The 19,439-nt window shown below is 66.2% G+C and carries 21 protein-coding genes; 11 read left to right on the forward strand and 10 right to left on the reverse strand.

Annotation, left to right across the window (positions count from 1 at the left end; genetic code table 11):
• Positions 1–27: 27 nt before the first annotated feature.
• Genes HZF05_RS18490 through HZF05_RS18500 form a run of 3 tightly spaced genes read left to right on the forward strand, consistent with a single transcriptional unit; the run spans position 28 to position 2,276 of the window.
• Entirely contained in the window at positions 28–1,038 is a 1,011-nt protein-coding gene (locus tag HZF05_RS18490) for a class I SAM-dependent methyltransferase (protein ID WP_181638917.1), read from the forward strand.
• Positions 1,035–1,697, forward strand: a complete 663-nt coding sequence (locus HZF05_RS18495; RefSeq protein WP_160363970.1) for a hypothetical protein — start codon at positions 1,035–1,037, stop codon at positions 1,695–1,697. Before HZF05_RS18490 ends, HZF05_RS18495 begins: the two co-directional genes overlap by 4 nt.
• 12 nt (positions 1,698–1,709) lie before the next feature.
• Entirely contained in the window at positions 1,710–2,276 is a 567-nt protein-coding gene (locus HZF05_RS18500) for a hypothetical protein (RefSeq protein WP_160363971.1), read from the forward strand.
• Positions 2,277–2,282: 6 nt separating this feature from the next.
• Here the strand turns inward: HZF05_RS18500 and phaR are convergent, their stop codons facing one another.
• Positions 2,283–2,840 carry a polyhydroxyalkanoate synthesis repressor PhaR gene (phaR, locus tag HZF05_RS18505; protein WP_160363972.1) on the reverse strand — a complete coding sequence of 186 codons (558 nt, stop codon included), beginning with the start codon at positions 2,838–2,840 and terminating at the stop codon, positions 2,283–2,285.
• Between the two features lie 85 nt (positions 2,841–2,925).
• Between phaR and HZF05_RS18510 the strand changes: the two genes are divergently transcribed.
• Genes HZF05_RS18510 through ybaK form a run of 3 tightly spaced genes read left to right on the forward strand, consistent with a single transcriptional unit; the run spans position 2,926 to position 5,635 of the window.
• Positions 2,926–3,942 carry an alpha/beta hydrolase gene (locus tag HZF05_RS18510; RefSeq protein WP_246332089.1) on the forward strand — a complete coding sequence of 339 codons (1,017 nt, stop codon included), beginning with the start codon at positions 2,926–2,928 and terminating at the stop codon, positions 3,940–3,942.
• 41 nt (positions 3,943–3,983) lie between these two features.
• Entirely contained in the window at positions 3,984–5,156 is a 1,173-nt protein-coding gene (locus tag HZF05_RS18515) for an acetyl-CoA C-acetyltransferase (protein ID WP_160363974.1), read from the forward strand.
• Between the two features lie 5 nt (positions 5,157–5,161).
• Complete coding sequence (gene ybaK / locus HZF05_RS18520) at positions 5,162–5,635, forward strand: Cys-tRNA(Pro) deacylase (RefSeq protein ID WP_160363975.1); 474 nt, start codon at positions 5,162–5,164, stop codon at positions 5,633–5,635.
• A gap of 7 nt (positions 5,636–5,642) precedes the next feature.
• On the opposite strand, the gene HZF05_RS18525 is transcribed toward ybaK, so the two are convergent.
• The 6 genes from HZF05_RS18525 to HZF05_RS18550 all read right to left on the reverse strand — a co-directional run bounded on the left by HZF05_RS18525 (position 5,643) and on the right by HZF05_RS18550 (position 10,788).
• Positions 5,643–6,194, reverse strand: a complete 552-nt coding sequence (locus HZF05_RS18525) for a YkgJ family cysteine cluster protein (RefSeq protein ID WP_160363976.1) — start codon at positions 6,192–6,194, stop codon at positions 5,643–5,645.
• Positions 6,195–6,244: 50 nt separating this feature from the next.
• On the reverse strand, positions 6,245–6,415 hold the full coding sequence (locus HZF05_RS18530) for a hypothetical protein (RefSeq protein WP_160363977.1): 171 nt from the start codon (positions 6,413–6,415) through the stop codon (positions 6,245–6,247).
• Positions 6,416–6,493: 78 nt separating this feature from the next.
• On the reverse strand, positions 6,494–7,249 hold the full coding sequence (locus HZF05_RS18535; RefSeq protein WP_160363978.1) for an ABC transporter ATP-binding protein: 756 nt from the start codon (positions 7,247–7,249) through the stop codon (positions 6,494–6,496).
• Positions 7,249–8,046 (reverse strand): MlaE family ABC transporter permease, encoded by a 798-nt coding sequence (locus HZF05_RS18540; protein WP_160363979.1) that lies wholly within the window; start codon positions 8,044–8,046, stop codon positions 7,249–7,251. Before HZF05_RS18540 ends, HZF05_RS18535 begins: the two co-directional genes overlap by 1 nt.
• A complete protein-coding gene (alr, locus tag HZF05_RS18545) occupies positions 8,043–9,161 on the reverse strand; it encodes an alanine racemase (RefSeq protein ID WP_160363980.1) in 1,119 nt (372 codons plus the stop codon). The genes HZF05_RS18540 and alr overlap by 4 nt, the downstream gene beginning before the upstream one ends.
• Positions 9,162–9,189: 28 nt before the next feature.
• The gene (locus HZF05_RS18550) at positions 9,190–10,788 is read right to left on the reverse strand and encodes an MFS transporter (protein WP_343046920.1); all 1,599 of its coding nucleotides are present in this window, start codon (positions 10,786–10,788) and stop codon (positions 9,190–9,192) included.
• 169 nt (positions 10,789–10,957) lie between these two features.
• On the opposite strand from HZF05_RS18550, the gene otsB reads away from it, so the two are divergent.
• The 4 genes from otsB to HZF05_RS18570 all read left to right on the forward strand — a co-directional run bounded on the left by otsB (position 10,958) and on the right by HZF05_RS18570 (position 16,330).
• Entirely contained in the window at positions 10,958–11,725 is a 768-nt protein-coding gene (gene otsB, locus HZF05_RS18555) for a trehalose-phosphatase (RefSeq protein ID WP_181638918.1), read from the forward strand.
• A complete protein-coding gene (locus HZF05_RS18560) occupies positions 11,692–13,521 on the forward strand; it encodes a glycoside hydrolase family 15 protein (protein WP_160363981.1) in 1,830 nt (609 codons plus the stop codon). Before otsB ends, HZF05_RS18560 begins: the two co-directional genes overlap by 34 nt.
• Positions 13,518–14,927 (forward strand): alpha,alpha-trehalose-phosphate synthase (UDP-forming), encoded by a 1,410-nt coding sequence (gene otsA / locus HZF05_RS18565; RefSeq protein ID WP_160363982.1) that lies wholly within the window; start codon positions 13,518–13,520, stop codon positions 14,925–14,927. Before HZF05_RS18560 ends, otsA begins: the two co-directional genes overlap by 4 nt.
• A gap of 116 nt (positions 14,928–15,043) precedes the next feature.
• Positions 15,044–16,330, forward strand: coding sequence for a methyl-accepting chemotaxis protein (locus HZF05_RS18570; protein WP_160363983.1), 1,287 nt, complete (start codon positions 15,044–15,046; stop codon positions 16,328–16,330).
• A gap of 7 nt (positions 16,331–16,337) precedes the next feature.
• On the opposite strand, the gene HZF05_RS18575 is transcribed toward HZF05_RS18570, so the two are convergent.
• Complete coding sequence (locus tag HZF05_RS18575; RefSeq protein ID WP_181638919.1) at positions 16,338–16,661, reverse strand: hypothetical protein; 324 nt, start codon at positions 16,659–16,661, stop codon at positions 16,338–16,340.
• A 41-nt stretch (positions 16,662–16,702) separates the two neighbouring features.
• Entirely contained in the window at positions 16,703–17,791 is a 1,089-nt protein-coding gene (locus HZF05_RS18580) for a mechanosensitive ion channel family protein (RefSeq protein WP_160363984.1), read from the reverse strand.
• Between the two features lie 181 nt (positions 17,792–17,972).
• Here HZF05_RS18580 and HZF05_RS18585 point away from each other — a divergent pair, with 181 nt between their 5' ends.
• Complete coding sequence (locus HZF05_RS18585; protein ID WP_160363985.1) at positions 17,973–19,022, forward strand: aldo/keto reductase; 1,050 nt, start codon at positions 17,973–17,975, stop codon at positions 19,020–19,022.
• Positions 19,023–19,090: 68 nt separating this feature from the next.
• On the opposite strand, the gene HZF05_RS18590 is transcribed toward HZF05_RS18585, so the two are convergent.
• Positions 19,091–19,366, reverse strand: a complete 276-nt coding sequence (locus HZF05_RS18590; protein WP_160363986.1) for a hypothetical protein — start codon at positions 19,364–19,366, stop codon at positions 19,091–19,093.
• Between the last annotated feature and the right edge of the window lie 73 nt (positions 19,367–19,439).

Consider the following 19,439-nt stretch of genomic DNA (forward strand, 5'->3'; position numbering starts at 1 on the left):
AGCATCGGCGCGTAACGATCCGGAGAGATGCCTGTGCGCCGTGTCCTGCTTGCCGTATCCCTGCTCGCGCTGACGAGCGCGCCGCTCTCCGCCAAGCCCGCGCCCAAGGCGATTGCCAAATCCGCTGTGAAACCGGCCGCGAAGAAGGGCGTCACCGCGCCCACGCGGCCGCAGATGATGGTCGACCCCGGCCTTCGCCAGGTGATCGAGGATCCACATCGCAAGCCGGAGAATGTGGCGCGCGACAAATATCGCCACCCCGCGCAGACGCTGACCTTCTTCGGCCTGCAGCCCGGCATGACGGTGATCGAGATGATCCCCGGCAAGGGCTGGTACAGCGAGATTCTGATCCCCTACCTTACCGATCAGGGCCATTACGTCGCCGCCGTCGAGCCGGGCGACATGGATGATTTCAAGGCATTTCTCGCCACCGACGCCGATCGCTACGGCAAGGCGCAGACGGTGCCGTTCAATATCGGCCAGGCCAGCAGCTTCGTGCCGGACGGTACGGCGGACATGATCCTCACCTTCCGCAACATCCACAACCTGCTCGGATCGCCCGATCAGCCGGGCGACGGCAACGCCCCGCAGGCCTTCGCGGACTGGTTCCGCGCGCTCAAGCCGGGTGGCGTCCTCGGCATCGAGGAGCATCGCCTGCCCGAGACGATGGATACCGCGCGCGAGAAGACCAGCGGCTACGTCAAGCTCTCCACCGTGATCAGGCTGGCGACGGCCGCCGGCTTCCAGTGGGTCGGCACCAGCAACGTCAACGCCAACCCCAAGGACGATCACGATCATCCCGATGGCGTGTGGGACCTACCGCCGACCTACAAGGCGGGCGACAAGGACAAGGCCAAATATGCCGCGATCGGCGAGAGCGACCGGATGACGCTCAAGTTCGTCAAGCCCGATCCGAACGCGCCCGCCGCCGATGCTCCGCCGGCGGAGCAGGTGACGCCCGGCGATCAACCCACAACGCCGCGGCTCTCGACCGACCCGTCCGCGCTCGGGGATCAGCCGCAAGGTAAGCCGCAATGAACTGGCGTCGGCTTCTCGGCTTCGATCGCCGTAGTCTGATCGCGCTCGCCCTGATCGCCGTGCCCGCCGCAGCCGTGGCGAAGCCGAGCCTGCTGTCATGGGGCTGGCACGGGCAGTTCGGCCGATACGACGTCTATGCCGACGTGCCGCCCGCGCCGCAGCTGCAGGCTGAACTGGCGCGCTCGAGTACGCTGCTCGGCGCCTCGCCGATCGACGACAGGGCGCTGCGCCCGACGCTCTACCTTACCGATGGCGGCTGGCGCTGGCACCTGCTCGCGCTGACGAACGACCGGGCGTTCGCGGTCACCCGTCCGATGCTCGGCGGCACGGTCGTCAACCGCAGCGATATCGCTAGCGACACGGTGTTCGCGCGCGGATACAGGCGCACGCTGTCCGGCGTGGTGGCACACGAAACGGTCCACGTGCTGCAGCGCGAACGGCTCGGCCTGGTCGGCTTCGCCCGCCTCCCTACCTGGGTGAAGGAGGGGTATGCCGACTATGTGGCGCGGGAAAGCACGCTCTCCGACGCCGATGTCGCCCGACTGCGCGCGCAAGGCCGCGACGATCCCGCCATTTTCTATCACGACGCCCGACTGCGCGTGTCCGATGCGCTCACGCATGGCGAGACGGTGGACCAGCTGCTGCGCTCCACCAGCTGAGCCCGGCGCGACATGGACGCCTTTTCCTACCTCTCCGTCCTGCTCTCGATCATAATCGGGCTGGCGATAACGCAGGTGCTGCAGGGTTATCGCGCCATGCTGCTGGCGCGACGGCGGGTGAAGCTGTTCGCGCCGACGATCATCTGGAGCGTGCTGATCCTCGTGCTCGCCACGCAAAGCTGGTGGTCGAGCTTCGGCCTGACCGACGTGCGGGTTTGGACGTTCGGCGTGTTCGGCCTGATCCTGCTTCAGACCGTCCTGCTCTATATGCTGGCCGCGATCGTGCTGCCCGATGCCGGGGAGGGCGTGATCGACCTCGCCGTGCATTATCGCGAGCACGTCACCGCCTTCTTCGCGATCATGCTGGCGATGCTGGCGGTCAGCGTCGCCAAGGATCTGTCGCTGCCGCATCACAGCGCCAACCCGATCGATCTCGCCGGGCATGGCGTGTTCGCGGCGATCTCGCTGGTGGCGTTGCGCTTCCGGACGGAGCCTACACAATTGGCCGTCGCGATCGCCGCGACGGCCTTCATCATCGGCTATATCGTGATCCTGTTCGGCCGGCTCACCGGCGGCTGAGCCGGATCACTTGCCCATCTTGTCGATCTTGTCCTGAAGGCTGGCGAGCTGCGCCTTCAGCGCCGCGATATCGTCACCACCTTCCTTGGCGGGCTCGGGTGCCCCGGCGGCCGGCTTCGTGCCGGGCTTGAAGGCATCCGCCGCCGCCTCGAACATCGCCATGTTGCGCTTGGCGATTTCGGCGAACGGGCCGCCGCCGAAGGCGCCTTCCATTGCGCTGCGGAACTGCTGCTGGTTGCGCCGGAACGCCTCCATCGAGGCTTCCAGATATTGCGGCACCATCGACTGCATCGAATCGCCGTAGAGAGCGATCAGCTGGCGCAGGAAGCTGACCGGCAGCAGCGTCTGGCCGTGCGATTCCTCGTCCATGATGATCTGGGTGAGCACGTTGTGCGTGATATCCTCGTCCGTCCGTGCGTCGAGAACCTTGAAATCGCGGCCTTCGCGCGTCATCGCGGCGAGATGATCGAGCGTGATATAGCTCGACGTCTCGGTATTGTAGAGCCGCCGATTGGCGTACTTCTTGATGATGACGGTATCGGACGGAGACCCAGATTTCGCCATGGCAAGCCCCTCTCAAACCGACGCAACGCCGGGAGCCGACACGCTAGCATTAAACAATTCCGCACCGCAACACAGACCGCGCCCTTTGCCGCTCTTTCTTGCGATGCTGCGCAGCGAAACCGTGGGCGATGGGGATGCGCTGGCGGCCGGGCTCGCCGGATTGCGCGCTTATCAGACCGCAAAGCGCCTTGCCTCTACCCCTCCCATGCCGGTGGTCGCGACGTCTGGCCGCGCCGTTCTGCGCGATTATGGCGGCGCCGGGCGGCCGGTCATCTTCGTCCCATCGCTGATCAATTCGCATGACGTGCTCGATCTGCTGCCCGAAACCTCGCTGCTGCGCTGGCTTTCCACGCAAGGCGTTCGGCCGCTACTGGTCGACTGGGGCGCGCCGTCGCCCGACGAACGCGATATGTCCATCGGCGACCATGTCGGGATGCTGCTGCCTCTAATCGAGGCGATCGGGCCCGATGCCGCACTGGCCGGCTATTGCCTCGGCGGCACGATGGCGCTCGCCGCCGCTTTGTGCCGCTCGCCATCGGCCCTTGTGACGATTGCCGCGCCGTGGCGGTTCGCGGGATTTCCGGAAAAGTCCCGCAAGGGTATCGCCGATCTCTGGGAGCAGACCCGCCCAACCGTCGAATCGATGGGCATGATGCCGCTGGAAGTGTTGCAGACCGCCTTTTGGCGGCTCGATCCCCGCCGCACGGTGGAGAAATTCATCGCCTTCGGGCGAAAGCAGGCCTCGCCAGAGGCCACGCGCCTCTTCGTCGCGCTGGAGGATTGGGCGAACGGTGGTGCTCCGCTCACAGCCGCCGCCGGGCGCGAGATGGCGGAAGACTTCTTCCGGGACGACATCCCTGGATCGGGCCGCTGGCAGGTCGCGGGCAAGGTGATCAATCCCGCCGCCCTTGCCTGCCCCCTGCTCGACATCGTCTCCTCGACAGATCGTATCGTGCCGGCCGCATCCGCAGTCAGCGGAACGGGCGTTGGTGACGCCATGACGCTCGGCCTCGGTCATGTCGGCATGATCGTCGGGGGGCGGGCGCGTGAGACCTTGTGGCAACCCCTCGCGCAATGGCTCGCGCAACCCCATATGCGCTGATAAGAGACCGCCCGAACCCTTCCCATCGCAGGAGTTGATACATGACCGACGTCGTCATCACCGCGGCGAAGCGCACCCCCGTCGGCAGCTTTCTCGGCGCTTTCGGCGCGACGCCCGCGCATGAGCTCGGCCGCGTCGCGATCGAGGCCGCGCTGGCGCAGGCTGGCGTGAAGGGCGAGGAAGTGTCCGAAGTGATCCTCGGCCAGGTGCTCACCGCCGCGCAGGGCCAGAACCCCGCCCGCCAGGCCTCGATGGCCGCCGGCATTCCCAAGGAGGTGCCCGCCTGGGGCGTCAACCAGGTTTGCGGATCGGGCCTGCGCGCGGTCGCGCTCGCGGCGCAGTCGATCGCCAACGGCGATGCAACGATCATGGTCGCGGGAGGTCAGGAGAGCATGTCGCTCGCCAACCACGCCCAGAATCTGCGAGCCGGCTCTAAGATGGGCAATGTCAGCCTGGTCGACACGATGATCGTCGATGGCCTGACCGACGCCTTCAACGCCTATCACATGGGCATCACCGCGGAGAATCTTGCCGAGAAGTACCAGATCGCCCGCGCGACGCAGGACCAGTTCGCGGTCGGATCGCAGAACAAGGCCGAGAAGGCGCGCGCCGAGGGCCGCTTCAAGGACGAGATCGCACCGGTCACGGTGAAGGGCCGCAAGGGCGATGTGGTGGTCGAGGACGACGAATATATCCGCGCCGGCGCCACGATCGAGGCGATGGAGAAGCTCAAGCCCGCGTTCAAGAAGGACGGCACGGTCACCGCCGCCAACGCCTCGGGCCTCAACGACGGCGCCGCAGCGCTCGTGCTGATGTCGGCGGAGGAAGCGGCGAAGCGCGGTTCCAAGGTATTGGCGACGGTCAAGAGCTGGGCGTCGGCCGGCGTCGATCCCGCGATCATGGGCATCGGCCCGGTGCCGGCGGTGAAGAAGGCGCTGGAGAAGGCCGGCTGGACCGTCGACGATCTCGACCTGATCGAGGCCAACGAGGCCTTCGCGTCGCAGGCGCTGTCGGTCTGCCAGGAACTGGGTCTTCCGGGCGACAAGGTGAACGTCAACGGCGGCGCCATCGCGATCGGCCATCCGATCGGTGCGTCGGGCGCGCGCGTGCTCACCACGCTTCTCTATGAAATGGAGAAACGCGATGCGAAGAAGGGGCTCGCCACGCTCTGCATCGGCGGCGGCATGGGTATCGCCATGTGCGTCGAGCGCTGAACTGAATGGCGAAGGGGACGCCCGCGACGGTCGCTGCGGCCAAGGCGGGCATCTCCTTCGATCTCGTCGAATATGTCTATGATCCGGATGCCGACAGCGTCGGCGTCGCCGCTGCCGAGGCGCTGGGCGAACCGCCCTCGCGGGTGTTCAAGACATTGCTGATCGAGGCGGACGGCAAGCCGGTCTGCGCGGTGCTGCCGTCGGATCGCGAGGTCTCGATGAAGCGAATCGCGGCGGCAGCCGATGCGAAGTCGGCGAAGATGATGCCCGTCTCTTCCGCCGAGCGGCTGACCGGATACAATGTCGGAGGGATCAGCCCGTTCGGCCAGCGCAAGGCTGTGCCGATCTTCGTGGAGGCGGCTGCGACAGAAGAGGCCTATCTGTTCGTCAACGGCGGCCGACGCGGACTCCAGATGCGGCTCGCGCCCGAAGATCTGGTGCGAGGATTGGGCGCCATCATCGCCGACTTCTCGGCGTGAATCGCCGTCAGGCGAACATCCCGTAGCGCGAACGCCACGCCGAGACTTCCTCGCGGAGATGGGCCGGCGGCGTATCCCCCGATATCACGTGCCGGGCCACGTCGCCTTCCGGGTGGATCAGTATCTTCTGCGATCCATCGTGCAGCCATACCGGCACCAGCCGGTCGCACAGGAGATCGACGATATGCTCGGCGACATCGGACTTGAACGCCCCGCGCGCTTCGATCGCCCGCACCACGATCGAGACGCCCTCCAGGCAGTTGCGCGGCTCGCGGACGAAATCCAGCGAGACCATCAGGCCGCTGCGATCGGGCCGGGCCTCATCCGGCATCGCCGCGATCCTGCGCCACCCGCAGAACCATGCCCGGCATATGGGTGGGCGCACGGTGTGGATGGCGCAACCCCCGGCACCGCGGTGTTCGCACGGCGTGCCGGCCGGCTTCTTGAGATCGGGCGTGTCGATCTTGAGGATCTCGCAGCAGGCGGTGCATCCGCCGCATTGCCGCCCGGCCACCACCGTGCCCAGCAAAGCGTCTTCGAGATCGAGATCGGCGGGCATACGGGACGGATTGCCGCCCTCTCCGCGCGAAGGCAAGTGACGTGTCGCGATCAGCGCGCCGGGAACTGTACGCCCAGCGGTGCGGCGGCATAAGCCCGCTGGCGGGCGACGATGTCCGCCTCGGCACACTCCGGCTCCCGCACCGGCGCAACCTCATCGACATTCACCTCGACCAGCGGAAGCCCGAGCCGGAGATGAAGCCAGTGCGCCGTCGTCGTCATGATGGTCCCCCAGAGCCGCCCCACAGCGGCCTCGACAGGGTTAACGACGGATCGGCGCGAAGCTTTAGCCCGTTTTGATCAGCGGATCGGCCCGTCCGCGCGGCCCTGGACGAACTGGTCCACATAAGGGTTGCCGCTGTCGTAGAGTCGGTCGCGCGGGCCGTGCCAGACGATGCGGCCGTTGTAGAGCATCGCCACCCGGTGGGCGATCTTGCGGGCCGAGGCCATGTCGTGGGTGATGGTGAGCGCAGTGACTCCGAGATCCTCCACGAGCGAGGTGATCAGATCGTTGATCACGTCCGCGCGGATCGGATCGAGGCCGGTGGTCGGCTCGTCGAAGAAGATGATCTCCGGGCGCGGCGCGATCGCGCGAGCCAGCGCCACGCGCTTCTGCATGCCGCCGGAAAGCTCGTTAGGCCTGAGGTTCAGGATGTCCGCCTTGAGGCCGACGCGCTCCAGATTCTCCTCGGCGATCTTCCGCATCTCGGCGGCGTGACGCATCCGGCCCTGGGTCAACCCGAAGGTGACGTTGCGCCACACCGGCAGCGAATCGAACAGCGCGCCGCCCTGGAAGAGCATGCCGAACTTGGCTCGCACCTTCTCGATCTCGCGTGGCTTGGCACCGACGATCTCCTGCCCGTCGACCTGCACCGATCCGCTGTCCGGCGTGAGCAGCCCGAGGATGCATTTCAGCGTCACCGATTTGCCGGTGCCCGATCCGCCGATGATCGCGACGGATTCGCCGGGCTCGACCGACAGGTTCACCCCGTCGAGAACGATCTTCTCGCCGAAATGCTTCTTCACCTCGGCGAGCTTGATCTTCGGCTCGCCCATCAGCCGAACGCCACGATGGTGATGATGAGATCGCTGAACAGGATCAGCATAAACGAGGATACCACCGCATCGGTGGTCGCCTTGCCGACGCCCGCCGCGCCGCCGCCGGTGCGGAAACCGTTGTAGCAGCCCATGATCGCGATGATGAAGCCGAACACCGCCGCCTTCACCAGCGCCATCTCGACATCGTCCATCTGAAGATATTGCCGCGTGCTGGTGAGATAGGCGGAGGCGTTGAAGCCGAGCTTATAGACCGCCAGCAGGTATCCGCCCATGATCCCGATCGTGTTGGCGATCAGCACCATGATCGGTAGCGCGATCACGCACGCGAACAGGCGCGGCGCGATCAGGTAACGGAAGGCGTCGGTGCGCAGCGTGGTGAGCGCGTCGAGCTGCTCGGTGACGCGCATCGTGCCGAGCTCGGCCGCCATGGCGGAGGCGACGCGGCCCGCCACCATCAGCCCGCACAGCACCGGCCCCAGCTCGCGCACCATGCCGAACACGACGATCGCGGGCACGGTGGAGGACGCGTCGAAGCGCGATCCGCCGGTGTAGATCTGCTGGGCAAGCGCGGAGCCGGTGAAGATGGCGGTCAACCCCACCACCGGCAGCGAATACCAGCCGATCTCCATCAGCTGCGCGAAGAAGCGCGCCGGGTAATAAGGCGGGGTCAAAGCGCGGATCAAAGTGGTGAAGGCGAACAGCGTGACGCGCCCGACCATCGCGAACAAGCCAATTACGGCCCGTCCGATCGCGGCGAATCCTTTCACGGGGGGAGCAAGCGGGCCTTCGGTCATGTCCAGCGGCGCTGATAGCGGTGGCCGAGCGTAGTCAGCAACTCATATTGCGAGAGGGTGGTCGATCTGGAGAGCCAAGGAAGGTGCAGCGGTAGGGTCAGCCAATCGCCTTCGCGGACATTGGCTGGGGTACGGAGCCGTTTGTGGCTCGTCCAACCCTCGCCATCATGCTCGGTAATGACGACATGATCATGATCGGTCACGTCGACCGCGATCAGGTCCATGGAGATGCGACCGATCATCCCGAAAACCTGATCACCGACCCGGATCGGTAGATGCTCGGCAAACTGGCGGAGGATGCCGTCCGCATAGCCGACGTTGAGGATTGCCACCTTGGTGGGATGATGCGCCTGCCAGGTTGCGCCATAGCCGACGGTCTCTCCGGCCTCGACCTGGCGGATCTGGATGACCTCCGTTTCCACCGCCGCGACTGGCCGAAGCCCTTGTTCCTGAACCGAATGGCCGATCACAGGAATGCCGCCGTAAAGCGCCAGCCCCGGCCGCGTCACCCCGAACGCATATTTCTTGCCAAGGCAGATGCCCGCCGAATTGGCGAGGCTGTAGCGCTTCGCCGGGATCGCGGCCCGCACCTGCCTGAACCGCGCGAGCTGGCGCTCGTTCATTGGATGGTCGGGCTCGTCGGCGCAGGCGAGGTGGCTCATCAGCGTCTCGATTTCGAGCCCTGCCAGCACGCCTGCCTCTTCCGGGCGAAGCCCCAGCCGGTTAATGCCGGTGTCGATCATTACGTCGCACGCCGCCCCACCCGCCGCCTTCCACCGCGCGACCTGCTCGGCCGAGTTCAGCACCGGCCTCGCGATGCCGGAGAGCGCGGCGGGCATGTCCGCCTCCCGCACGCCGTGCAGCACCGACAGCGCAACGCCTTCGGGCATCGGCCCCAGCGCCGCCGCCTCGGCCCAGCTCGACACGAAGAAATCGCGGCAGCCCTCGCGCGCCAGCCGGTCGACCACGCCGCGCGCGCCGAGACCGTAGCCGTCCGCCTTCACCGCGGCCCCGCAGGCGGCCTCCCCGCCCCGCGCGCGCAGCCAGCGCCAGTTGGCGGCAAGCGCGTCGCCGTCGATGGTCAGGCGCAGGGCGGCAGGTACGGACTCGAACACCGTGGCGCCGATAGCGGGGGAAGCGCGGCTAGTCGAGATCGTTGCCCCGCGTCTCGGGCACCCAGAAGATCGTGATCACCAGCGCCATCGCCACCACCGCGAAGGTGTACCACAGGCCCGAAAAGGGGTTGCCGGTGCGCGCCACGATATACTGGCTGATCAGCGGCAGGAATCCGCCGAAATAGCCCGTCCCGATATGATAGGGGATCGACATTGACGAGTAGCGGATCCGGGCCGGGAACAGTTCGGCCAGCAAGGCCGCCACCGGTCCGTATGTCATGCCCGACAGCATGCCGAGCATCGCCACCGAGAAGACGATGATCACCGCCCCCTTGATCGACGGCTTCACCTTGGCGACCGACCAGCCGCCGGCGGTGAGCGCGGCATCGATCGCGGCCGGCGAATGGTCTGCTACGGCACGATTGCCGACGATCAGCGCCGTGCCGGGCGTCCTGATCTTGGTGTAGTTGATGCCCTTGCCAGCCAGATGTTCGATGATCTTGGCGCATTCGGTCGCCTGTTTACCGGCGATGAACGGATCGTAGCGGCAGTCAGGCCCCGAGACGGTCACCGCCGCGCGGCGCTGCGCGTTGGCGAGATCGGGGTTCGCGGCTGATGCCATCAGGTGGAAGAGCGGGAAGAGCAGCGCCAGGGTCAACGCGTAGCCCAGCACGATCGAGGGCTTGCGGCCGATCCGGTCGGAGAGCGAGCCGAACAGAATGAACCAGCCGAGCGAGATCACCGCACCGATGCCGATCAGCACGCGCGCCCAGGTGTCGTCCAGCCGCTGTGCATTCTGGAGGAAATAGAGCGCTCCGAACTGCGCGGTGTACCAGATCACCGTCAGGCCCGCGGCGATGCCTAGCATCGCGACGATGATGAGCTTGATATTGCCTTTGGTGGAGAAGGCTTCGGTCAGCGGGTTGTCAGCGACACGATCGGCGGCCTTGAGCGCCTTGAAGATCGGACTCTCGTGCAGCTTCAACCGCATCCACAGCGAGATCACCAGCAGCACCAGCGAGAAGAGGAACGGTATGCGCCAGCCCCATTGATCCCATTCCGGCCCGGTCACCGTCTGCTGGGAGGTCAGCACCACGATCAGGCTTAGCAGGAAGCCGCCGATCACGCTCGCCTGGATAAAGCTGGTGTAGAAGCCGCGCTTGTTGCGGGGCGCATGCTCGGCGACGTAGGTCGTGGCGCCGCCATATTCGCCGCCGAGGGCGAGGCCCTGCAGCGCCCGCAACGCCACGAGGATCACCGGCGCCGCCACGCCGATCTGCGCGTGCGTCGGCACGAAGCCTACGCCCGCCGTGGCGAGGCCCATCAGCGCGACCGTCAGCAGGAAGGTGTATTTTCGGCCGAGCTTGTCGCCGAGATAGCCGAACACCACAGCGCCGAACGGACGCACGCCGAAACCCACGCCGAACGAGGCCAGCGCCGCCAGGAATTCCAGCGTCGGATTGCCCGACGGGAAGAACAGTTTGCCAATGATCGGCGCCAGCGTGCCGTAGATGAAGAAGTCGTACCATTCGAAGATGGTGCCGAGCGACGATGCCGCGATCACCAGCCTCGCCCGGGCCGCGCCGATCGTCGCGCCCTCCTCCAACTCGTCCAATGTCTGCGACACGTCCGCCCCCGAAACCTGTTTGCGGGTAATGCTAGGCGGTTTCGGCGCCTCGCGCAAAGCGGATCGATCAAGCGGCGGTGCGGCGATGCCACCGAAAAATACGTTCGGTTGCGGAACGATCCTGCCGTGCTGCGTTTGCTCACTGTCCCTGCCGCCAGACCGGAACCCCATGCCCGACGATATATTCTCCCTGCCTGCCCCGCCCGATCTTGCGGAGGGGGCGGAAATCAGCCTTTTCCTCGATTTTGACGGCACTCTCGTCGACATCGCCGAGCGCCATGATGCGGTGGTGGTCGAGCCGACACTCGGCCGCCTCGTGACCGCATTGGCTGATCGTCTGGACGGGCGGGTGGCCGTAGTGAGCGGGCGAAGCGCCGAAGACATTCTGTCCTATCTCGGGATCGAAGGCACCGCGCCATTCGCCGTCGCGGGCAGCCACGGCCTCGAACTGCGCTGGAGCGACGGCCGTTCCGAAGCCCCTGCGCGGCCCGAAGGACTGGACGAGGCGGTCGCCGCGTTCGAGGCACTGGTGGACGGGCATCCCGGCGTGATCGTGGAAGAGAAACCGTTCGGCGCGGCACTCCATTATCGACAGGCACCGAATGCCGGCCCCGCCTGCGACACACTCGCCGAAGAAATCGCCACGCGCACTGGCTTCACACTCCAGCACGGCAAGATGGTGGTCGAGTTGCGCGTCCTGGGCGCCGATAAGGGCGATGCCGTCCGCCGCTTCATGAACGAGTCGCCGATGACGGGCACTCGCCCCGTCTTCATCGGCGACGATCTCACCGACGAGGCCGGTTTCCGCGCGGCGGAGGAGCTTGGCGGCTGGGGCGTCTTAGTCGGCGGACCTCGCGAGACGGCGGCGCGTTATCGGCTCGGCGGGGTAAGCGATGTGCACAGATGGCTCGGTGGCTTGGCGGGGGTAACGACGTGACGACGACCAATCTCGATCTTTGGCCGATCGGCAATTGCCAGGTCTCGGGCCTTGTCGATCGTTCTGGACGCCTCGTCTGGGCTTGCCTGCCGCGCGTCGATGGCGAGCCGGTCTTCCCTTCCCTGCTCTCCGGCATCGAGGCGGGGGACGACAAGGCGACGGGTGTCTGGGCGATCGAGCTCGATGGCGTCGCCAAGACCGAGCAGAGCTACATCCGCAACACCCCGATCCTCGTGACCCGTCACGAGGACGAGCATGGCAACGCCATCGAAGTGACCGATTTCTGCCCGCGCTACACCAGCAACGAGCGCATCTATCGCCCGGTCGCCTTCGTGCGGATGGTGCGGCCCGTCTCCGGCTCGCCGCGCATCCGCGTCCGCCTGCGCCCGACGCGTGGCTGGGGCAATGCCGACGTCACCACCACCGCCGGATCGCACCATATCCGCTACGTCCTGAACGACGAATCGGTGCGTCTCTCGACCGATGCGCCGGTCGGCTACATTCAGGAGGAACGGCTGTTCCGTCTGGAGCACCCACTCCATTTCTTCCTCGGCCCAGACGAGAGCTTCTCCACCGCGCTGATGCCCGCCTGCATGCGGATGCTCCACGACACGACGGGCGAATGGCAGCATTGGGTACGCGGCCTCGCCACGCCCTACGAATGGCAGGACATCGTCATCCGATCGGCGATCACGCTCAAGCTCTGCCAGCATGAGGAAACCGGCGCGATCGTCGCGGCGCTGACCACCTCGATCCCGGAACACGCCGACTCGGGCCGCAACTGGGATTATCGCTACTGCTGGATCCGCGACGCTTATTACACCGTGCAGGCGCTAAACCGACTGGGCGCGCTCGACGTGCTGGAAAGCTACCTCGCCTACCTGCGCAACATCGTGGAAAGCGCTAAGGGCGGCCACGTCCAGCCGCTCTACGGCGTGCTCGGCGAAGCCAAGCTGGAGGAGCGGATCGAGGACGGCCTCGTCGGATATCGCGGCATGGGCCCCGTGCGCGTCGGCAATCAAGCCTATGAGCAGATACAGCACGACGCCTACGGCCAGATCATCCTCTGCAACGTCCAGGCCTTCTTCGACCATCGCCTGTTCCGCATGGCCGGGATCGAGGATTTCGAGGCGCTGGAGGCGATCGGCGATCTTGCGTGGGAGGTGCACGACAAACCCGATGCCGGCCTGTGGGAACTGCGCACCCGCCAGTCGGTCCACACCTATTCGGCGGCGATGTGCTGGGCAGCCTGCGACCGGCTCGCCAACGCCGCGCACAAGCTCGGCCTCGAGGAGCGTTATCACTTTTGGCAGGACCGCGCCGACCAGATCCACGCCACGATCGTCGAGAAAGCGTGGCGCACCGAGACGCAGCGCCTGTCCGCCACCTTCTCGGGCGACGATCTCGACGCCAGCTTGATCCAGTTGCTGGACCTGCGCTTCCTCAGCCCACAGGACAAACGCTACCGGGCGACGCTCTACGCGCTGGAGACCGGCCTGAGGCGCGGCACCGACATGCTGCGCTACGACAGCGAGGACGATTTCGGCGTGCCGCATTCCGCCTTCAACGTCTGCACCTTCTGGCTGATCGAGGCGCTGTATCTCACCGGCCGGCACGAAGATGCACGGACGCTGTTCGAGGAGATGCTCAAGCGCCGCACCGCCGCCGGGCTGCTTTCCGAGGATATCGACCCAACCAGCGGCGAGCTGTGGGGCAACTATCCGCAGACCTACTCGCTGGTCGGCATGATCAATTGCGCCGTGCTGCTGTCGAAGCCATGGCAGGCGATCCGATGAGCCGCCTGATCGTCATCTCCAACCGGGTTTCGGCACCCAAGGGCCAGTCGGCGGGCGCCCAGGGCGGACTCGCGGTCGCCTTTCAGGCGGCGTTGCGCGAATATCGCGGCATCTGGTTCGGCTGGTCGGGCGAGCTGACCGACGAATTCACCGGCCAGATCCACTTCCAGCGCGAGCAGGGGGTCACCACCGCGACGGTCGACCTCGAGGAGCAGGACGTCGAGGAATATTATAACGGCTACGCCAACCGGACTTTGTGGCCGCTCTTCCACTACCGCATCGATCTCGCCGAGTTCGAGCGCGGGTTCGAGGACGGCTACCAGCGCGTCAACGAGCGCTTCGCCGATACCGTTCGCCCGCTGATCGAGCCGGACGACGTGGTGTGGGTGCAGGATTACCACATGATCCCGCTCGGCCACGAGTTGCGCGAGCGCGGCTGCAAGAACCGGATGGGCTTTTTCCTGCACATCCCCTGGCCGCCGCGCCGACTGCTCTCCTCGCTGCCCAACGCCGCGCATCTGGTGAAGACGCTGCTGGCCTATGACGTGGTCGGTTTCCACACGAAGGAATGGCTCGAGGCCTTTCAAGACTATGCCGTGCAGGATCTCGGTGCGACCTTGGAAGAGGACGGCACGATCCACCTAGGCGATCGATCGGTGCGAGCCGTCGCCTGCCCGATCGGCATCGACACCAAGGAGTTCGTCGAGGCAGCGCAGAGCCCGACCGCGCGGCTGACCTATCGCCGGATGCGCGATTCCGCCGACGGGCGCGACCTGATCGTCGGGGTCGACAGGCTCGATTATTCCAAGGGACTGGAAGAGCGCTTCCTCGGCTATGAGCGCTTCCTCGTCGACCATCCCGAGCAGAGAAAAGAGGTCTTCCTCCTTCAGATCGCCCCGCCGTCCCGCGGCGATGTCGAGAGCTACCAGCGCATCCGCGTGCAGCTCGAGCGCATTTCCGGTCGGATCAACGGCGCCTATGCCGATATCGACTGGGTCCCCATCCGTTACGTCAACCAGGGCTTCCCGCGCCATGTCCTGGCCGGCATCTATCGCGCCGCGCGGATCGGGCTGGTGACGCCGCTGAGAGACGGCATGAACCTCGTCGCCAAGGAATATGTGGCGGCACAGGATCCCGAGGATCCCGGCGTCCTCATCCTCTCCAAATTCGCGGGCGCCTCCGAGCAGATGCACGAGGCCGTCCTCGTGAACCCCTATTCGGCCGAGGAGATGTCCGATGCCATCGTGCAGGCTCTCGCCATGCCCAAGGAAGAGCGCATCCGTCGCTGGCGCGCGTTGATGGACGGCGTGGAGAAACAGGACGTGCTCTGGTGGCGCCGCTGCTTCACGCACACGCTGATGGGCGAGGGCCAGGCGCTGGAAGCCGAGACGGCCGATCAGGAATAAACCTGCGCTGTCATCGTCCCGTCACGCAATATCAAACCCGCATTTACCATCGCCCTCTAGGGATCGCGTCAGTGAGTATGCGTTCCCTTCAGAAGCCGATGCGAGCCCTCCTGCCCATGCGCACGACCGAGCAGCTTCGCAAACCGGGCAGCGAATCGATCTTCGTTGACGTCATGGCGTCGGCGGCGGATGCGATCGCCCTGTTCCAGGCCCATCCCGGCCTGCGCATCCTGCCGGTGCTGTCGGCGGCGCGCGAGCCGATCGGCGCGATCTTCGAGGAGGACGTTCGCCAGATCCTCTTCAATCCCTACGGTCACGCGCTGCTGCGCAACCCGAGCTTCGGGCGCACGCTCAGGGACCGCGTGCGCCCCTGCCCGACGGCAGAGGTGGACAGCGATCTCGGCGAATTGCTGAGCATCTACGCGCATGCTGGCGGTCGCGAGGGCATGATCCTGACGAGCGACGGACGATATCGCGGCGTGATCGAGAATCGCGAGCTCGTCTCGGCCGCCGGCGCCCATGAGATGGAGCGGATGCATCGGCGCGAGCAGCAGTTTCGCCTGCTCCACGAGGCAGGCCAATCGTTCGAGCGCGAGATCAACCGGTTGGTCGGCATGCTCGGCAGCCTCGCCTCCGATCTCGAGAGCTCGGCCGGCGCCACGGCGCGCCGGGGCGAGGAGACCGGCCGCCGGGCAAGCATGGTCGCGGCCGCCGCAGGGCAGACCGGCGAGACGATGGCCTCGCTCGCTGCGCACGGCAACGCGCAGGTCAACGCGCTCGACGGGCTGCAGGCCGAGACGGCGCGCGCCAAATCCACAGCAGGCGAAGCGGTGGCTCTGGTGGCGGCCGGCGCCCGCCGCGCCGTCGTGCTTCAGGAATCGACGCTCTCGATCGAGCGCATCACGGCACTGATCGACAGCCTCGCCGGCAAGGTCAACATGCTGGCAATCAACGCCACGATCGAGGCGGCGCGTGCGGGCGACGCCGGGCGGGGTTTCGCGGTTGTTGCCAACGAGGTACGCGCGCTCGCCGCCCAGACGAGGGAGGCTGCCGAAGAGATTGCCGGCCATTCCACCGAGATGCGCGGTGCGGCGGAGGATGTCGTCGCCGGCCAGGGCGGAATCGAACAGATCATCGCCAGCGTCGAAAGCATCGCGCGCACAGTCGACGCGACCGTGCAGGCGCAGCGCATGATGACGCTCGGCATCGCCGAGGGCGCCGGGCAGGCCGCAACCGCCAGCCGCAATATCCGCGCCAACGTCGAGACGATCAACGAGACCGCGCAGGCCGCCGCCCATGGCGCGGGCGAAATGAAGCGCGTGGCCGGCGCGCTCGCGGCGTCGTCGGTACAATTGGGCCAGCGGGTAGAGGGATTTCTTCAGACCCTGCGGGAAACCGCCTGAACCAGCCTCAGCGATGCCGGCCGTAGCCGTAACGGCTGTCCTCGAACGATACCGCCGCACTCGCATTGTCGCCGATCGGGACAGCGGCAGTGCCGTAGATACCGCGCGTGCCGTGGGTGCCGAACATCGCGCCGATCTCGCCGTGAATCTGGCGGCCGGGTGCGCCATTGCCCAGCCCGGCACGCGCCGCATCGACGCTGGATTCGGTGTTGTGGGCGAGCAGTTCCTGCTTCTGCGCGTCGCTCAGCCTAAGCGTGTCGGGCGCCGCCTGCGCTGACAGCGCTGCGGCGGGCAGCAACGTCAGGCCAATGAAGGGGAGCAGTATCTTCATGGCGCCAGTTACACCCGATCGGGCTGTCCGCGCAATGAACGTCACGGCTTAGGCACCGGAGACAGGGTAATCGCTTCGCGCTGCTGCGGCAGCGCCTCGGGCATCTCGCTCGCGATGTAGGCGGTCATCGCCTCGCGGACGTTGCAGCGCAGGTCGAACGCCTTACCGGCGTCCGCCGCGCTCACCAGGCAGCGCAATTCGATATGCCACGGAAAGCTGTCGGTCACCTGAAGGCCGCACACCCGCCCGTCCCACAGCGGATCGTTGGAGACGATCTCGGTCAGCTTGCGGCGCAGGCGCGGCACGTCGGCCGTGCGGTCGACATGCAGGAACGCGGTGCCGAGCAGATCGGACGTATGGCGCGTCCAGTTCTGGAAATTCTCCTCCATGAACTTGGAGACCGGAACCACTAGCCGCCGGTCGTCCCAGATTCGAACCACCACGAAGGTGAGGTTGATCTCCTCGATCTTGCCCCATTCGCCGTCGACGATCACCACGTCGTCGATACGGATCGGCTCGGTGAAAGCCATCTGGATGCCGCCGATGATGTTCTTGAGCGCGGGTTGCGCGGCCGCCCCCAGCGCGATCGCGGCCAAGCCGGCCGATGCCGCCAGCGTCACGCCTATCGTCCGCACCGCCGGGATCGACATCAGCATCAGGCAGATGGTCACCATCAGCACGACGAAGAAGCAGATGCGGTAGAGGATACCGGCGCGGGTGCGCTTGCGCCGGGCGCGAAGGTTGTCCGCCACCGAAATGTCGGCACGCGCCTGCACGATGTCGTTGCCCGCACTGAGCAGCGCGATCAGCAGCCAGCCGACCAGCGCCGGGGTCAGCAGCCCGGCGAGGAAATGCCACCACCCCTGCCCCGTTGGCCCGAGTTGCATCGCCGGCTGTGCGATCATCAGCGCGACGGCGGCGAATAGCCAGCGCGAGGGGCCGCGCAGCCGCGCGAGCAGGATGTCATCCGTCTGCGTCTTCGTCCGTGCCGTCGCCCGCTTCGCGACGAAGACGAACCCAGCGTGGACGATGCCCGCCGCAACGATCGCGACCGCCGCGACGATCAGATATCGGGTCCAGAGCGCGGCATCCGAGCCGAATAGCGTCGGCCAGCCTGCGGGATCGCGCATCGGCGCCTCCTTGGTATCGCGTGCTGCATGTGCGAACGGGGCGGCGGCAATGATGTTCCCGGCTTTCGGCCCGCCGCGCGGGCCGATCGTTTCGGCGACGCGGAGGCTTGCGCAACGCCGCTTGCCCTCCATTTTCCAACAGCGCCGCTCTCGCGCGTCCTCATGTCTTTCGGAGCATCCCATGCGCTACAACCGGCTAGGCCAGACCGGCCTGTTCGTGTCCGAGCTGTGTCTCGGCACCATGACCTTCGGCGGCGGCAACGAAGGCTTGTGGAGCGCCATCGGCGACCTGCAGGTCGACGAGGCCACCGATCTGCTCAAGGCATCGGTGGATGCCGGCATCAACTTCATCGACACCGCCAACGTCTACGGCCAGGGCCGTTCCGAAAAGATCACCGGCGAGGCGATCCGCAAACTCGGCCTGAAGCGTGACGATTACGTGCTCGCCACCAAGTTCCTGGGCGAGACCGGTTCCGGCGTCAACCAGCGCGGCGCGTCACGCTACCACATCATGCAGGCGGTGGAGGACAGCCTGGAGCGGCTCGGCCTCGATCATATCGATCTCTACCAGATCCACGGCTTCGATCCCGCGACGCCGATGGAGGAGACACTCCGCGCGATGGACGAGCTAGTGGGCGCCGGCATGGTCCGCTACATCGGCGTCTCCAACTGGGCGGCGTGGCAGATCGCCAAGGCGGTCGGCATCTCCGAACGGCTCGGCCTTTCCCGCTTCGCCAGCCTGCAGGCCTATTACACCATCGCCGGTCGCGATCTGGAGCGCGAGATCGTGCCGATGCTGACGTCCGAGAATGTCGGCCTGATGGTCTGGAGCCCGCTCGCCGGCGGCCTTCTCTCGGGCAAGTATAGCCGCGACGACGAGAAGGCGACCGAAGGCCGCCGCGCCGCGTTCGACTTCCCGCCAGTCGACAAGGATCGCGGTTTCGCCGTGATCGATGCGATGCGGCCGATCGCCGAGGCCAAGAGTGTGTCGATCGCTCAGATCGCGCTGGCGTGGCTGCTCCACCAGCCGGTCGTGACGAGCGTGATCGTCGGTGCCAAGCGCAAGGACCAGCTCGACGACAATATCGCCTCGACGGAGGTGACGCTGAGCGAGGATGAACTGAAGACGCTGGCCGAGGTCAGCTCGATGCCGGCGGAATATCCCGGCTGGATGCTGGAGCGGCAGGGCGAATATCGGCGCGGGCTGCTCGAGCAGGCGCGGAAGGGCTGAACTTCCGCCAGATGGTAGAATGACCTTTCCATCCTCCCTGAGCGTGGCTCGGAGAGGATGGGAGCGCTTCAGGCGGCCTTGCGCTCCACCGCCGCCGACTTGGCTGGATCGCGCGGCTTGCGCAGATCGGGCACCCAGTCGCGCAGCATCTGCCATTGCTCGAAACGCTCCGCGTCCGAGCCCAGCTCTGCGATCAAGCCGCCGGCGATCGCCTCCAGTTCATCGCGATCGAGCTTGTCGGCCTCATAGAGCCAGGCGAGCAGCTTGAATGTCAGACGGAGGCTCAGGCTGCCGGTGTTGGTCGCTGCGAACAGAGGAATGCTCGCTTCGTTCAGATCGGCCATGAATTTTTCCTACGCAATCGAGAAACTCCCGATTGCGGCCCTAGGGCGCGAGCGCTTCCGCCGGATTTCAAGT

Origin of the sequence: Sphingomonas chungangi (assembly GCF_013778325.1) — a bacterium.
GTDB classification, from domain to species: Bacteria; Pseudomonadota; Alphaproteobacteria; order Sphingomonadales; family Sphingomonadaceae; genus Solisphingomonas; species Solisphingomonas chungangi.